Source organism: Psychrobacillus sp. BL-248-WT-3, assembly GCF_012843435.1.
GTDB lineage: Bacteria > Bacillota > Bacilli > Bacillales_A > Planococcaceae > Psychrobacillus.
This window is the reverse complement of record NZ_JABAFC010000018.1, coordinates 1-15,072: the sequence shown is the minus strand read 5'-3', so window position 1 is coordinate 15,072 and position 15,072 is coordinate 1. Positions and strand designations below refer to the sequence as shown.

At 37.7% G+C, this 15,072-nt stretch carries 9 protein-coding genes and 1 pseudogene; all 10 read left to right on the top strand.

The window, feature by feature from the left end; genetic code table 11:
* The first annotated feature begins 75 nt into the window (after nucleotides 1-75).
* Entirely contained in the window at nucleotides 76-1,281 is a 1,206-nt protein-coding gene (locus HF876_RS10655; protein ID WP_169360043.1) for an EAL domain-containing protein, read from the top strand.
* A 203-nt stretch (nucleotides 1,282-1,484) separates the two neighbouring features.
* Nucleotides 1,485-2,695 (top strand): annotated as a pseudogene (locus tag HF876_RS10650) (NupC/NupG family nucleoside CNT transporter).
* A 367-nt stretch (nucleotides 2,696-3,062) separates the two neighbouring features.
* A complete protein-coding gene (locus HF876_RS10645) occupies nucleotides 3,063-3,836 on the top strand; it encodes an ABC transporter ATP-binding protein (protein ID WP_169360042.1) in 774 nt (257 codons plus the stop codon).
* Between the two features lie 15 nt (nucleotides 3,837-3,851).
* On the top strand, nucleotides 3,852-5,729 hold the full coding sequence (locus HF876_RS10640; protein WP_169360041.1) for an AMP-dependent synthetase/ligase: 1,878 nt from the start codon (nucleotides 3,852-3,854) through the stop codon (nucleotides 5,727-5,729).
* Entirely contained in the window at nucleotides 5,726-6,610 is an 885-nt protein-coding gene (locus HF876_RS10635; RefSeq protein WP_169360040.1) for a branched-chain amino acid ABC transporter permease, read from the top strand. The genes HF876_RS10640 and HF876_RS10635 overlap by 4 nt, the downstream gene beginning before the upstream one ends.
* A 4-nt stretch (nucleotides 6,611-6,614) precedes the next feature.
* Nucleotides 6,615-7,676 carry a branched-chain amino acid ABC transporter permease gene (locus tag HF876_RS10630; RefSeq protein ID WP_169360039.1) on the top strand — a complete coding sequence of 354 codons (1,062 nt, stop codon included), beginning with the start codon at nucleotides 6,615-6,617 and terminating at the stop codon, nucleotides 7,674-7,676.
* Nucleotides 7,677-7,714: 38 nt separating this feature from the next.
* Nucleotides 7,715-8,929 (top strand): ABC transporter substrate-binding protein, encoded by a 1,215-nt coding sequence (locus tag HF876_RS10625; protein ID WP_169360038.1) that lies wholly within the window; start codon nucleotides 7,715-7,717, stop codon nucleotides 8,927-8,929.
* A 20-nt stretch (nucleotides 8,930-8,949) separates the two neighbouring features.
* Nucleotides 8,950-9,735, top strand: a complete 786-nt coding sequence (locus tag HF876_RS10620) for an ABC transporter ATP-binding protein (protein ID WP_169360037.1) — start codon at nucleotides 8,950-8,952, stop codon at nucleotides 9,733-9,735.
* Nucleotides 9,736-10,302: 567 nt separating this feature from the next.
* A complete protein-coding gene (locus HF876_RS10615; protein ID WP_169360087.1) occupies nucleotides 10,303-13,044 on the top strand; it encodes an EAL domain-containing protein in 2,742 nt (913 codons plus the stop codon).
* A gap of 14 nt (nucleotides 13,045-13,058) precedes the next feature.
* On the top strand, nucleotides 13,059-14,693 hold the full coding sequence (locus tag HF876_RS10610) for a thiamine pyrophosphate-binding protein (RefSeq protein WP_169360036.1): 1,635 nt from the start codon (nucleotides 13,059-13,061) through the stop codon (nucleotides 14,691-14,693).
* The last annotated feature ends 379 nt before the right edge of the window (nucleotides 14,694-15,072 follow it).

Sequence of the window (15,072 nt, the reverse complement as noted above, 5' to 3'; positions counted from 1 at the left end):
TAAAAATACGTAATATCCATTTGCATAATACCTTTTTACAACTTATCATGTATATATAGGTAAGGAGGGTTCAGGATGGATGCAATTGATATTCTAACGAACTTAGATAACTTGCAAGCTTATTTTCAGCCTATTTTTAGTGCAGACGAGCATATTGTAGTCGCCTATGAGGTTTCTGGAAAATTACTGCATGATGAAAAGCTTATAAACTTAAACGCGTTTGCTTATGATGAAGAGGTACCAGAGGAGTATAGAGTTGAGGTCGAACAAAGAATTCTTCATATTGCTTTAGGGGAGCTTGTAGACCAGCCAAAAAACTTTGATATATATCTTCCGTGCAACGCCAATTTACTAGTGCTAGATTATGGCGAAGGTTTTTTTGATATTATAAAACAATATATCCCCGAGGAAGAGCTTTCCCGAATTGTTATAGTTATTTCCGAGCATAACTTTAAAGGGGATTTTCATCAGTTAAATAATATAGTACGTTACTTTAAAACCTATGGAATAAAAATAGCGATTAACCAATTAGGCTCAGAGAGTCATCTCGATTATATACAAATGCTAGCACCTAATATCCTTAAGGTAAATATAGAGCAGTTAAGCTATGAATCCTGGGGAGCACAGAATGACCTTTTTACATCACTTAGTTCATCGGCGCGTAAAATTGGAGCAAATATGCTTTTTGAGGGTATTGATACAGTTCACCAGCTTCAATTTGCCTGGAAAAATAGTGGCCGATACTATCAAGGGAAATATTTAGCTGAAGCAGGTACAGGGCTAATCCCACGAAATCAACTAAAGAAAAGCTTTAAGGATAGATGTCGTCAATTTATTGCAACAGAAAAACGGATATTAGAAGAGAATTACAAGGCATTGAAGGAATTACAAGTTAATCTAGAGAAAAAAGTTCAAGCTATTAAATCTTCTAGCGAGGAAGTAGAAGATTTATTGAAACTAGCTGAAGAGCTAAGTGAATACTCATTCCGTCTTTATATTTGTGACGAGGAAGGCTTCCAGACCTCGCCCAATATTGTTCGAATTGATTCGCATTGGGAGGTTGAAGAAGACGCCATTAACAAAAACTGGAGCTGGCGCCCATACTTTCTAAAAACAATTATTAAGATGAGAAATGATCAAAGTGGTGTGTTCTCTGATATTTATAGCGATATTCAAACAGGCGAAATGATAAGAACCTTCTCTGTACCAATCAACGAGAATGAATATATGTTTATTGATATTTCCTATGATTATTTATTTAAAAAGAATATCTTCAGATGAAGCCTACTAGTAGGTGAGGGTGCCTTACTATAACTAAAGAAAATCCATCTATCGAAATCTTCCCTAAGGTTTCGATTTTTTTGTGTATATTTATTGCCCAGATTAGAGCTATATTTTTCCGTTTCTTTCAAGGATATTAGGGAATAGTTACAATATGTCTGATTTTAAAAGGCGAATTATACATAAAAAGAAGGTGTTTTGACATGAATATACTTTGGGGAATTGGTGGAGTTATTGTTGTAATCGGGATTGCTTTTCTCCTTTCCAATGCTAAAAAGTCGATAAATTTACGAACCATACTGATTGGTTTAGCTATACAGATTGCATTTGCATTTATGGTATTGAAGTGGGATTTGGACGCTGGGCATTATTAAAGCTTTCAAAAGGAGTTCAAAATTTAACTGGGTATGCCAATGAGGGGATATCTTTCTTATTTGGCTCATTGTCCGATGTGGATGAGTTTGGGAGCATCTTTGTTATACAGGTGTTAACTATCATCATTTTCTTCTCAGCTTTAATTTCAGTTTTGTATTACTTGGGCATCATGCAGTTCTTTATAAAGATTATTGGAGGAGGACTTTCCAAGCTTTTAGGGACTAGTAGGGCAGAGTCTGTATCTGCTGCAGCAAACATTTTTGTGGGACAAACAGAGGCTCCTCTAGTTGTTCGTCCCTTTATTGCAAAGATGACTAACTCAGAGCTTTTTGCTGTGATGACAGGCGGACTTGCATCGGTTTCAGGATCCATTTTAGTAGGATATTCTTTGTTAGGGGTGCCACTGGAATATTTGCTTGCCGCTAGCTTCATGGCTGCGCCAGCAGGTTTGATCATGGCTAAGCTAATGTTTCCTGAGACGGAGACTGTGGAAGACACCGATTTCAAGATGGAAAAAGATGATTCAAACGTCAATGTAATTGATGCTGCTGCAAGAGGTGCCACAGACGGGATGAAACTTGCAGTCAATGTAGGAGCTATGTTATTGGCATTCATCGCCTTAATTGCTCTTTTGAATGGTTTAATTGGAGGGATTGGAGGACTCTTTGGCTATGGTGAGATAACGATAGAAGGGATATTGGGCTTTATATTCTCTCCATTGGCTTTTGTAATAGGAGTACCTTGGTCAGAAGCAGTAGCGGCGGGATCCTTCATTGGTCAAAAGCTAGTTTTGAATGAATTTGTTGCTTATAAGGCTTTTACCGATGACATGGGGAACCTTTCTGCTAAAACCAATCTTGTCGTAAGTTTTGCTCTATGTGGCTTTGCAAATTTAAGCTCAATGGCAATATTGTTAGGTGGATTAGGTTCCCTAGCTCCAAACCGGAGACCAGACATTGCAAGATTAGGGTTTAAGGCAGTTATTGCAGGAGCGCTTGCATCATTACTTAGTGCTGCAATAGCAGGAATGTTTTTATAAACAGTGATCTTCATAAAAGATGAAACGAGAATACTTTCTGTTGAGGGATTGCAGCTACAGGCTCTGGCGAAAAGTGTGAGACAGATATGACATAACAAAACGTTCTACAAAAAATAAAAATTATTTGTCGAATAATGAATTTACTACAACCTCCTATGGAACTAGCCATAGGAGGTTTTCTTTTTGGGATATACAATAGTAGCGCTACAGAGACTTTTGATTTCAACATTTTCGTACATTTTCAAACATTTAACGACAAATTATTAGGAATAAAGTCGCATAAAATTCATTGACAAAGTTATTGTTTGTAAAGTAATATTCAACAAAAGCTTACTTGTAAACGCTTAACTAAAAGGGGGTATCCATATTGGATCCTATATTAGAGATAAAAAATGTCTCTTTACAATTTGGAGGGGTAAAGGCACTAGAAGATGTCAGCTACCATATTAACAAAGGAGAGATTTTTTCGTTAATAGGTCCAAATGGAGCTGGAAAAACTAGTATGCTGAATTGTATTAGTGGTCTCTATCAACCGACTGGTGGCTCCATTTTGTACAAAGGTCATGAAATCATAAATATGAAACCCTATAATCGCACAGCTTTAGGGATTGCTCGTGCATTCCAAAATATAGCGTTATTTGCCCATATGTCTGTGCTAGACAACCTAAAGCTTGGAAGACATACATTGATGAATTCCGGACCAATTAGCGGAGGAATGTACGTTGGAAAGGCTGCAAAAGAAGAAATTGCGCACAGACAGAAGGTAGAAGAAGTAATTGAATTTTTAGAGCTTCAAGATATCCGTCATACTCCTGTCGGTACGCTGCCTTACGGTTTACAGAAGAGAGTCGAGGTGGGAAGGGCACTTGCGTTAAACCCTGACCTTATCTTATTGGATGAACCAATGGCTGGGATGAACAAAGCGGAAAAAGATGAAATGTCACATTTTATAGTAGAGATGCATGAGACGATGAATATGACGGTAGTCTTGATCGAGCACGACTTAGGGGTTGTTATGAATTTATCGGAACATATAGCTGTATTAGATTTTGGTAGACTTATTGGTTTTGGAACCCCAGCAGAAATTCAAGAAAATCCAGCTGTTATAAAGGCCTATATTGGGGAAGAAGCCGTTATTTAGGAAGGGGAAATTAAAATGGATCACAAAACATTACCCACTCTTTTAGCGGAAAGGTCTGCTAATCATGAGCAAGAGGTTGCTCTCAGGCAAAAACAGCTAGGAATTTGGCATGAGGTTACGTGGGGGGAATACAGTAAAAAAGTAAATCAATTATCTATTATATTATCTGAATATTTTGATTTTTATAAAGGGGAAAGGCTAGCAATTATAGCTGATAATCGGCAAGAGTGGGTTTATACCCAACTTGCTGCACAAAGTTTAGGTGGTGTAACGGTAGGAATCTATCCAGAATCATTACCAGAACAAGTTGTTTTTTATCTAAATGACTGTAAGGCTAGAATCGTATTAGTGGATAATCAGGAGCAGGTAGATAAATTATTGGGAATTGAAGAGCAAATACCATTAGTTGAGCAAATCATATTTTGTAACAAGCAAGGGATGAGGCATTATAAGCATCCAAAACTAGTAGACTTTGAGGATTTACTATCAGACGGCATATTATTGTTGCGAGATAAGGCAAAGTTCCTTGTTGATCCACCTGAAGAGGTTTTGGAAAATGACCCTGCAATTATTGCCTATAGTGCAGCAACATCAGGGATGCCAAAAGGTGTCATTTTAACGCATGCTAACCTAATTGATGCGGCTGAAGGTCTACTTACTATTGATAACGTGAAAACAAAGGAAGATTATTTTTCTTTTTTACCTTTCGCTTGGATTCATGAGCAAATTTTAGGGATAGTAACTCCTTTAATTAAAGGGATGGTTGTTAACTTCCCCGAACGCCCACATACAGTTTTAGGCGATCTTCGGGAAATAGGTCCACATACATTGCTGGCTCCACCTAGAGTTTATCAATCTATCATGTCTAGTTTTACGAACAGGATAGAGGGAGCAAGTAAGTTTAAAAAAACAATTTATAATTTTTTCAAGAAATTTGGGGACAAGGCTGCCCATGCAGAATTGAACAAAGAGCCAATCAATTTCGTAGACAAAGCAATGTATGTATTAGGAGATATTATTGTTTTTAGTGCCATTCGTGATCATTTAGGTTTAGCGAGAGTTAAAAGAGCTTATGTTGCAGGAGCTGCTTTGCATCCGGAAGCTTTTTACTTTTATCACAGTATTGGAGTAAATCTAAAACAAACCTATGGGGGGACTGAGGTTGCTGGTATAGCTTTTGTTCAAAGAGACAAAGACGTAAGAGCCGGAAGCTCAGGAAAAGCATTACCAAATACACTAGCTAAGATTGGAGAAGATGGAGCAGTATACATTAAAAATTCAGCTGTTGCTACAAATTATATAGGTGGAGAAAGTACGCATGATGGGGATGGATGGATTTCCTTAGGTGATTGTGGTCACTTGGAGGATGACGGACATCTTTACGTGCTAGATAGATTAGAGGATATTATTATTGCCGAAAATGGCCAAGTTATTTATCCGAGACTGATAGAAAACAAGTTAAAATCGAACCCTTACATTTTAGAGGCAGTTTGCTTTGGTCAAAATAAACCATATGTAACTGCAATGATCAATATGAACTGGAACAGTATGGGGAGATGGGCAGACAAACAAAGAATTGCTTACACAGATTATGGAGAGCTGGCTAAAAATAATCAAGTGATAGAGTTTTTGGAACAACAGGTGTCATTGTTAATGAAAGATTTTCCTTCCTTTGCAAGGGTAGAGAAATTCACACTTTTACACAGACCATTTTCAATAGAAGAAGGAGAGCTCACCAGAACCTATAAAATAAGAAGAAATTTCATAGAAGATCGTTACAGAGTGTTGATTGACGGGATGTATACAGAAAGAGAAAGTATTTCTGTAGGGTCGAGTGAGATGGATAACGTAAGAGTGGTTCAACTAAATAGAGAGCAGGAGGTGACGTTATGACATTCTTTCTTCAAATGCTTGTCACGGGAGTGGTAGTAGGTAGTATCTATGGTCTAGTGGCATTAGGGTTTGTATTAATTTATCGGGCAAGTGGTGCACTGAATTTGGCAAATGGAGAGTTTGTTATTGTTGGCCCCTATATTTGTTTAGTTTTGATGACTGCTTACCGTATCCCTTTCTTTATTGCCTTGTTAATTACCCTTATATTCAGTGCCATTTTGGGGTTAATCGTGGAAAGATTAGTTATCCGCCCTATTCAAAATGCACCAGTAGTATCTGTCATTATGGCGACAATTGGACTTTCTAGCTTACTAGGGGGAGCCGTTCATATGATTTGGGGTCACCAAACAAGAATGTTTCCTAAAATATTCCCAACAACTCCTATAAATATATCAGGAATTATTATTAGTCCTGTATATCTTTGGTCATTTGTAATTGTCATAACACTGCTCACCATATTCTTGTTGCTGTTCAAGTTTTCAAAAATGGGGATTGCTATGCGAGCAGTGGCAGATGATCGTCAGGCTGCGATGTCCATGGGCATCAGTGTGAAGTATGTTTATGCAGCAACTTGGACTATTGCTGCTGTCGTAGCAGCGGTAGGCGGGATATTATTAGGAAATATCAACGGTTTAAGTCCTACTATGTCTGCAATTGGTTTGACCGTTCTGCCGGTCGTAATTTTAGGTGGATTAGATAGTGTTCTTGGAGCAATTGTAGGTGGATTTATAATTGGTATTCTCCAAAACATGGCAGGTGGATATATAGATCCACTTGTAGGGGGAGGCTTAAAGGAGGTTGTTCCATTCATAGTGGTTTTACTCATCTTAATGTTAAAACCATACGGACTATTTGGTAGTAGAACAATTGAGAGGGTGTGAACCTATGAGGAATCTGTTTGTTAGAGAAAGTGGTAATTATAAAACTTCTTATTTAGACGATGCAAAAATGTTTGGAACAACCTCTGGCAAGATTAAAGGTTTGTTAATAGTAGCCATGGTTCTCTTGCTGCCATTAGTTACTACTAATTATTGGATTGGCCTTCTCACCCTCTGTTCTATTTCAGCGATTGGGGCAATCGGACTTAACATACTGACGGGTTTTACTGGGCAAATATCGATTGGAGTCGGCGCCTTTTTAGGTGTAGGTGGATATACCTCAGCAATTCTAACTTCCACCTATGGATTAAGCTTCTGGATTTCTTTACCGTTGGCTGGAATCGTTACAGCTTTAATAGGGGGCTTGTTCGGTGTTCCTTCCTTGAGACTAAAGGGTTTGTACTTGGCTATTGCTACTTTAGCTGCGCAAGTTATCATTTTGTTTGTCATTAGTCGATGGGATAGTTTAACAGGTGGTACTGCTGGAATGGTATTGAATCGTCCAAAGGTTGGAGACGTTTCTTTAACGAGTAATACACAATATTATTATTTATGTGTCATTATTTTGTTACTTACCGTCTTGTATGCTACTAATCTATTGAGAACAAGAACTGGAAGAGCCTTTTTGGCTGTCCGAGACAGAGATATAGCTGCACAAATAATGGGGATCAATCTATTCAAATATAAAGTAATGGCATTTGTTATTAGCTCGTTTTTTGTCGGTATATCTGGAGCTTTACTCGCACATTACACAATGATTGTGAGTCCAGAACTATACAACTTTCATGTATCTATCGAGTACCTAGCAATGATTTTGATAGGTGGCTTAGGAAGTGTATTTGGTTCTATTCTAGGAGCAGCTTTTATAACATTGTTACCTGTACTGCTAGGTTCCTTCGTTGATCTTTTGGCAGCTTTTATGCCAGACTTCTATCAGTTGTTTTCAGCTTTTAAGGATTTTGTTTTTGGAGCTGTCATTATTTTATTTTTAATCTTTGAACCAGGAGGACTCGCACATATTTGGCTCAATTTTAAGAAGTACTTTAAGCTTTGGCCGTTTTCTTATTAACTAGTTTTCGTTTTCTATTAGAAACAAGGGGAGTGTTGATGAAGTTGAGAAAAAATAATTTTGTATACAAAATATTGGGGATTCTTTTCGTGTTATTACTAGGGGCTTGTTCAGAGGAAGGTACATCTGAAGGCAGTGATGGCTCGAGAAAAGTGGTTGTTGGTGGACTATATGATATAACTGGCGGTACTGGAGACGTTGGAACACCTTACGCAGAGGGAGAAAAAGCGTATTTCAAATATGCTAAAGATAAAGGAGAAATAGAAGGCGTAGATTTGGTTTTGAATGGAAAGGACTACGCTTATTCTATTCCAGAAGCCCAAAAGATTTACCAAGAGCTGCGAGATAAAGAAAAAGTTGCTGCTGTACTTGGCTGGGGAACGGGAGACACAGAGGCATTACGTCAGCAAGTGGCTAGCGATAAGCTTCCTTTTTTCTCTGCATCGTATTCTGAGAATCTAAAAAACTTAGAGGAGAGTCCTTATAACTTTTTGGTGGCTGCTTCATACTCCGATCAAGGGAGAACTGTATTAAAGTGGATTAAGGATAACCATAAAGGCTCTGATCCAACGGTAGCATTATTGTATAACGATACAGCGTTTGGGCGTTCTCCAATCGAGGATATTAAAGCGTACGCGGCTGAAATTGGTATTAAGGTTGTAGATGAGCAAATTGTTGATGTGCAGGCTACCGAAGCACAATCTCAGTTATTGAATATGGAGAAGAAAAATCCAGATTATGCAATTATCCAAGAAACTTGGGGCGCAACAGCTACAATTCTTAGAGATGCTAATACACTGAACATAGATACCCAATTTATAGGGTTAAACTGGGCCTCTGGTGAAGGAGTTATTACAATAGTAGGGGAAGATGTAGCGGAGGGCTATATTGGTATTCTATCGCATGCTTTACCATACGAGGATCAACCAGGAATGGCTGAGGTAGAGGAATATTTAAAAGGTGAGGGAAAAACACTAGAAGATATCAATCAGAAATTTATCCAAGGATGGTCGGCTGCTAAAATTATGGTTGCTGGTATAGAAGAAGCGGCTAAAAAACATCCGGACGGTGATATTACAGGAGAAGAGATTAGATCAGGTCTTGAATCTTTAAATAACTTTGACCTTGGCGGACTTGGAGCACCGGTAAGCTTCAGTGCAGACAACCATACAGGCACGGAGCAGACTCGTCTAGGCATAGTGAAGGGCGGCAAATGGGAGCCTTTAACAGATTACTTTAGCTATAAGGACTAAAGTGGAAATGAGGAGCTGGCATGCTAAAGGTAAATAATGTAGAAGCAGTATACTCAAAAATTATTTTAGCTTTAAAGGGAACGACTCTTAATGTTCCGAATGGAGACATCGTAGCTCTTTTAGGCAGTAACGGTGCAGGGAAGTCTACGACGCTTAAAGCGATTTCAGGTTTACTTTATGCGGAAGATGGACAGCTAACTGATGGAACGATTGAATTTGAAGGCAAGTCATTGAAGGGACTAACTACTGATGTGATTGTAAGGAAAGGCATTTTCTTATGCATGGAGGGTAGACGAGTTTTTAAGGACTTGACGGTTGAGGAGAATCTAACAGCTGGGGCATTCACTCGAAAGGATCGTTCAAATATAAAAAAAGATATAGAGAAAATCTATGGGTATTTTCCAAAGCTAAAACCTTTAGCTTCCCGTAAAGCGGGTTTCCTTTCGGGGGGAGAGCAGCAAATGCTCGCAATAGGAAGAGGAATCATGGCAAAGCCAAAGCTACTGCTATTAGATGAACCATCGTTAGGAATAGCACCCTTACTGGTCAAGGAAATATTTCAAAATATAAAACAAATAAATGAAGATGAAGGTACTTCCATCTTAGTTGTAGAACAGAATGCCAATATTGCCCTATCGATAGCTGACTACGGATATATAATGGAAAATGGTAGAGTAGTTTTACAGGGTGATGCTGCGAGTCTATTATCAAACACAGAAGTTAAGGAACATTATTTAGGCATTGGCAAAGAGAAAGGTTATAGAGATAATAAAGGAGTTGGACGTAAACAGCGAATGGTTTGGTAAACTAGCTTACTATAAGCCTGGGACATTACTAGTCTCAATTAAAAGACGTGAAATCAGAAATTTGATTTCACGTCTTTGCTTTTTTTAAAGGAAACTGATTTCGAATAAAAAATTTTCTATTCTCGTTGATTGGCGAGAAAGTCATGACTGAGTGAACAGTCAAAGCTAAAGCCTAAGTATGAGCAACTAGGTGATTGAAGAAGGATCCCCCAAAAACGCCTGCTATAACGGAAACCGACCTACATTGTGTATTTTGAAGAGATTTTTGTCCCGGTCTCTTTTTATGTGCTTTTTTACACCATTTCGTTAGAAGAAAAACCGGCATATAAAAATATTTTAATAATATAGGCATTAAGTTCTATGTTTTTAGTTTAAATTTAATGAAAAAAGGGAAAGTATTAATAGTTAAATTTATCTCTTTGATAAAAAAGATATAAAAATGATTATTTTTTGTTTATTATATAAACATATCTAAAATACTAGATTTATTTACAAAAAAAGGTGTTAATATAGATATTAATTAATCTATATTAAAGATTTATAGATTATTAAAAATGGAGGTACTTTATTGTGAGAGAGCAAACGAGATATTCTCGTCTAGCCCATATAACAAAGCTGATCAATACAAAGCTAGATCTTAGGGAGGTATTGGAGCAAGTCATCAAGGCTATATCTGAGGAAATTGTTCAATGTGATTCTGTAGGAATTTATTTGCCACAGCAGGATGGACAATTTAGGGGGTTCGTAGGGAAACCCGAATATATTAATGGTTTTACGTTAGATATGCATTTGATTGAGACGGAATATGACTTGCTTGCTAAAGAAGTAATAGAAACGCAAAAAACTATATATATACCAGATACATCAAAGGATACTAGACCAGATCCAAGGAATGTGAAAGCTTTCCAGATAAAATCTTTACTAGCTCTTCCTATCTCTTTTGAAAACGAGCTTTTTGGACTAGTTTTCTTGTTCGATTACGGTACGCCGATGAACCTGACGGAGGATGAAATTCAAACCGTAGAGGCCTATGTGAATATGGCTGGGGTTGCTATTCAAAATGCTACCAATCTTACTAGAAAAGAGAACCTAATAGCGGAGAAGCAATTACTTCTAGATCATACTCGAGAGCTATCTATGTGTTCAACCATGCAGGAAGTAATTAATCGGTGCTTCTTCTATGTAGGTAAAGTATTGGGCAACTATAATATTGGCGTTCATTTATTGGATCCTATGGCTGATAAGAATATAAAGCCAGCAAGTCTCAGTCAAAATAGTGATTGGACTGAAGAAGAATGGATAAGAACCCATGAAAACTTAGAAGTAGATGAAAATGATCTCGTAATTCAAGAAGTCATTCAGACTAAAAAAGCAATTATGATACCTAATGTTTTTGTAGATAATCGTCCCAATCACGAGGCCTGTAGAACGTTTGGTATAAGGGGAATGTATCTGTGGCCATTAGTGACGATGGGAGAAGTACTAGGGGTAATTGCTGTAGTAAATTTAGATGACGAAGAAATAAACTATTCCGAGTCTGATATTCTTTTAGCGCAGTCCATAGTGGACGCAACTGCAGCTAGTCTTTCTAATATGCTTTTTATGGACAAGCAGGAAACCATTATAGAAGAGAGAACCTCGGAAATCCGTGTAAAAAATACAGAGCTGGAAAGAGTTGTTCACGAGCTACAGCATCTTAGTAATGAGAAAGAATTGATCTTAAACTCTGCGGGTGAAGGGATTTTTGGTATAGATTTGTGCGGAAGAATCACGTTTTGTAATCCAGCTAGTGAAAAGATGCTAGGTTATGAAAAGGGAGAGCTGATCGGTACGTTATCTTCTAGTGTTATTTGCGAAGAGACTGAACATTCATCCTTTGGAGAAACCGTGCAAATGTTTTGTAAGAAAGATAAAACAAATTTAGCTGTAGAATATGTTCTTTCCTCGATTGTAGAAGATGGGAATGTTATTGGGAAAGTTGTAACGTTCAAAGACATTACTGAAAGAAAGAAAATGGAGGAAGAGATTAGATACTTGGCTTATTACGATAGTTTGACGGATCTTCCAAACAGGGTCTTGTTAAATGATAAGTTAAAAAAAATACTAGAAGATAAGGAACAACAAGGAGCAGTTTTATACTTAGATTTAGATCGCTTTAAATTAGTAAATGATAGTTTAGGACATAGCTATGGAGACTTGTTGCTTAGAGAAGTGGCAAACCGTCTTCAAATAGTAATCCCGACAGATGCGATTGCATCTCGACAAGGGGGCGACGAGTTTACTGTTGTTTTGCCTAATATTCAATCTAAAAAGGACGTGCTCGATGCTGTAGAGCAGATTTCCGATATATTCTCGCAACCTTTTTCATTAATGGGAAATGAAATTTATATTAAGACAAGCATAGGGATAAGCATGTTTCCTAAAGATGGCGTGGATGTGGAAGTACTGATAAAAAATGCAGATGCGGCCATGTACAAATCCAAGGAAAAATCAGGTACGGGCTACCACTTCTTTGAACAGGAGATGAATACCAGGTCATTAGAAAGCATTAAGCTAGAAAATGCTCTATATAAGGCGCTTGATCGGAACGAATTAGATGTATATTATCAACCACAAATTGATAGTAGGACGAACGACATAATAGGAGTGGAAGCTCTTTTAAGATGGATACACCCAACAAAAGGGATGATTTCTCCTGCAGATTTTATACCAATTGCAGAGGATACAGGGCTAATTGTGCCGATTGGAGAATGGGTACTGGAGAATGCCTGTAAGCAGTTGAAAGAGTGGCATAAAGAAGGAAATGACTTTATGAGTGTCTCGGTAAACTTATCCAGCAGACAATTTGAAGAAAATGATTTAGTAGAAATGGTGCAGAGAGTTTTATCTGACATAGAGCTAGCTCCAGAATTCTTGCACTTAGAATTGACGGAAAATCAAATCATCAAAAATAAAGATTTGACCGTTGAAATGATGGAGCAACTTAAAGAGATTGGTGTAAAGATAGCGATAGATGATTTTGGAACAGGATATTCTTCGCTAGGCTATCTTAAAAACTTTCCAATTGATGCTTTGAAAATAGACAAATCGTTCATTCAAGATATTAGAGAAGATGATGATAGTAATTCAGCTATTACTAATACAATTATTACACTAGCAGAAAATCTCATGCTCAATGTAATCGCTGAAGGTGTCGAAACAAAGGAACAATTAGATTTTCTTTTGTCAAAGGGCTGCTATTTAATGCAAGGTTATTACTTTAGTGTTCCTTTAAAAGCGGGTGCATTGAAAGATAAATATTTAATTTAATAGGGGGAAATGGGATGAAAGCTGTTCGTTCTGTGTTGGAATATTTAAAGGGGATTGGAGTACAACACGTTTTTGGAATACCTGCAGGCTCTGTAAATGCATTTTTTGATGAATTATATGATATGCCGGAGATTACTCCCATAATTACTAAGCATGAGGGTGCTGCCTCCTATATGGCTGCAGCCTATGCGAAATACTCGGATCAGCTGAGTGTATGTATTGGAAGTAGCGGTCCTGGAGGTACTAATTTAGTCACCGGTGCAGCTAATGCAATGAGAGAGCACTTGCCAATTTTATTTTTAACGGGAGCTGTGCCAGTAAGTACAGAAGGCTTGAATGCATCGCAGGAGCTTGATGCGGATCCGATTTATCATTCTGTCACGAAGTATAGTGTAACAGTGAGAGACTCAAAGAATTTATTAAAGGAAATTATAAAGGCTACCAAAATAGCAGTTTCCGGTGTTCCTGGTCCAGTACATATAGCTATGCCTATTGATGTTCAACAAGGTCCGTGTGGTAACGAAGAGATTCCAACTATTTTGGTAAGGGAAGAAGTTATACCGAATCTAGACATGATTAAGCAGGCAGCTAAAGAGTTAGTCGAAAGAAAAAGTGGTTATATATTTGTAGGTCAAGGGGTTAGAAATTCAGTCGACCTATTATTTGAATTGGCTGAGATGCTCGAGTGGCCGATTATGACAACGCCTGTCGCAAAGGGCTTTGTTCGTCAAGATCATCCATTGTCTGCAGGAGTATTTGGATTTGCTGCTACAGAACAAGCTACAAGTCTTATAAATGACGGAGATGGAAAATCTCTATTAATCATCGGTTCCAGTCTTGGAGAAACAGCTACTAATAACTATAATGGTAGCCTGACTGATGGGCGCTTTACGGTTCAAATGGATTTTGATGAAACCGTCTTTAATCGCAAGTATCCGATCGATATTCCTATCCTGGGTGATATTCAATTGAGCCTTTCTGCATTAATAGAAGAGCTCAAAGCTCTTGGAATAACAAGGAAAGAAATGGCCTTTAATAGAAAAGATAATGTCCAAAGTCATGAAGATTATACTACTAAGAATGTGTTACTTCAGTTACAGTCGTTCCTCCCTTCATCTACCCGATACACAATAGATATTGGAGAGTTTATGGCTTACGTTATACATGACATGGATGTCCTTGAATACAGTACATTTGATATAAATGTCCATTTTGGAGCTATGGGTAGTGGTATAGGGTCTGCGATAGGAGCTAAGCTTGCTGAACCAGATCGTCCTACAGTAGCCATCACCGGTGATGGGTGTTTCTTTATGCATGGAATGGAAATATTGACTGCTAAGGAATACAATATCCCTGTGCTCTTTGTTGTGATGAACAATGCTCGCTTAGGCATGGTTTACCACGGACACAATCTGCAATACAAAAGGGTTCATCCAACCTTTGCGCAAGAGCCGATTAACATTGCAGCGATGGCAGCGGCTATGAACATACCTAGTGTTCGTATAGAGGAAATGGGAGACTTGAATGAGGAAGTCATAAACAGTCTCCTGCAGATGAATGGCCCAGCTGTATTAGAGATTTCATTGGTAGATAATAGTATCCCTCCAATGGGCGATCGAGTTAAATTTCTATCATCCTTTGGAAAATAATTAATATAAAAGCTCCTATCTCAGTGTTTGCGAGATAGGAGCTTTTATATAATTTTATACGTTCAAGCAACGGAGCTTTTGTATTTTATAAAAGCTTTGTTAAAGTTATGGGTTGATTTTGAATAGCAATTCTTTTTTATAGTGACTGTAAACATTAAAAAAGGAACTTTCAAATGGCTATTAAAACATAAATAGATTGTGAAACTGGGGTTGGTGACAGTTTTTCTGCTTTGTTTATGCGAGTTAATTTATTAGCGCTTTATCGATGCTAAAGCTGTTCTATTTATTGATGGGAGCGCCAGACGGCGACTCCCTCTTAAAATGTAGTCGTACCAATGGTTTCATTACGTATTTTAAAGTGAAAAAAATTTTTTTAACT

Excerpts from the sequence above, each read along its gene's own strand:
- HF876_RS10655 (WP_169360043.1), top strand. The coding sequence starts at position 76 with ATGGATGCAATTGATATTCTAACGAACTTAGATAACTTGCAAGCTTAT.
- HF876_RS10640 (WP_169360041.1), top strand. The coding sequence starts at position 3,852 with ATGGATCACAAAACATTACCCACTCTTTTAGCGGAAAGGTCTGCTAAT.
- HF876_RS10635 (WP_169360040.1), top strand. The coding sequence starts at position 5,726 with ATGACATTCTTTCTTCAAATGCTTGTCACGGGAGTGGTAGTAGGTAGT.
- HF876_RS10630 (WP_169360039.1), top strand. The coding sequence starts at position 6,615 with ATGAGGAATCTGTTTGTTAGAGAAAGTGGTAATTATAAAACTTCTTAT.
- HF876_RS10625 (WP_169360038.1), top strand. The coding sequence starts at position 7,715 with ATGAAGTTGAGAAAAAATAATTTTGTATACAAAATATTGGGGATTCTT.
- HF876_RS10620 (WP_169360037.1), top strand. The coding sequence starts at position 8,950 with ATGCTAAAGGTAAATAATGTAGAAGCAGTATACTCAAAAATTATTTTA.
- HF876_RS10610 (WP_169360036.1), top strand. The coding sequence starts at position 13,059 with ATGAAAGCTGTTCGTTCTGTGTTGGAATATTTAAAGGGGATTGGAGTA.